Here is a 1,424-nt window from a genome sequence, read left to right as displayed (position 1 = left end):
GGCTCTTCAGGATCCAGGGTGTAGTTGGGGTCGGCGCGTCGGTCGCCGGATAGGGGCCGAGGCCTCCCGAAGATGAAGGTTCCTACACGCCTCATCTGGAAGACCTCGACGTGCCTGACGCTACCTTCGCCTGCCCTGACTTGACCACCTTCTGCCGTCTCGACGAGCTCGGTCTTGACGTCGTCGGTCAGCGCCTCGAGCCCGAGCAGGCGATCCTGGCCTGCCGGGTCCTGGAACCGGACCAGTGGTGCCGACGCTGCGGCTGCGAGGGCACGCCCCGCGACACCGTGGTGCGGCGCCTGGCGCACGAGCCGCTGGGCTGGCGACCTACGACGCTGCTGGTCACGGTTCGCCGCTACCGGTGCACCGGGTGCGGACACGTGTGGCGCCAGGACACCACCAAGGCGGCCGAGCCGCGGGCGAGGCTCTCCCGTCGCGGTCTGCGGTGGGCGCTGGAAGGGATCGTGTGCCAGCACCTGACCGTGGCCCGCGTCGCCGAAGGCCTGGGAGTCTCGTGGAACACCGCCAACGACGCCGTGCTGGCCGAGGGCAAGCGGGTGCTCATCGACGACCCCGGCCGGTTCGACGGGGTCAAGGTCATCGGCGTCGACGAGCACGTCTGGCGCCACACCCGCCGCGGCGACAAGTACGTCACCGTCATCATCGACCTCACCCCGGTTCGCGCCGGGACGGGTCCCGCCCGGCTGCTGGACATGGTCGAGGGCCGCTCCAAACAGGCGTTCAAGACATGGTTGGCCGAGCGCGAGAACCCTTGGCGCCAGGGCGTGGAAGTAGTCGCGATGGACGGGTTCAGCGGGTTCAAGACCGCCACCACCGAGGAGCTGCCCGAGGCGACCGCGGTCATGGATCCCTTCCACGTCGTGCGCCTGGCCGGCGATGCCCTGGATCAGTGCCGGCGCCGCGTTCAGCAGGACACCCGTGGCCACCGCGGCCGGGCCGGCGATCCCCTCTACTCGGCTCGCCGGACCCTGCACACCGGAGCGGACCTGCTCACCGACAAGCAGCGGGACCGGCTGGAGAAGCTGTTCACGGCCGACGCCCACGTCGAGGTCGAGGCCACCTGGGGGATCTACCAGAGGATGATCGCCGCCTACCGAGAACCCGACCGGGCCCGAGGCCGAGCGCTGATGCAGCGGCTGATCCACTCCCTCAGCCACGGCGTCCCGGGTGCGTTGAGCGAGGTGATCACGCTCGGCCGGACCCTGACCAAGCGGGCCACCGACGTGCTGGCCTACTTCGATCGTCCTGGTACATCCAACGGCCCGACCGAGGCGATCAACGGCCGGCTCGAACACCTGCGCGGCTCCGCGCTCGGGTTCCGCAACCTCACCAACTACATCGCCAGATCGCTCCTGGAGACCGGCGGGTTCAGGCCGCGACTACACCCTGGATCCTGAAGAGCC

Annotated in this window: 1 protein-coding gene; it reads left to right on the top strand. The window is 69.7% G+C overall.

What is annotated here, in order from left to right; genetic code table 11:
- Positions 1-110 precede the first annotated feature (110 nt).
- Positions 111-1,418, top strand: a complete 1,308-nt coding sequence (locus tag RF638_RS15960; RefSeq protein ID WP_058955456.1) for an ISL3 family transposase — start codon at positions 111-113, stop codon at positions 1,416-1,418.
- Positions 1,419-1,424: the final 6 nt, after the last annotated feature.

Origin of the sequence: Kocuria sp. CPCC 205235, assembly GCF_040980905.1 — a bacterium.
GTDB lineage: Bacteria > Actinomycetota > Actinomycetes > Actinomycetales > Micrococcaceae > Kocuria > Kocuria carniphila.
Note: the sequence above shows the minus strand (reverse complement) of the source record. Positions and strands in the feature narration are given on the sequence as shown.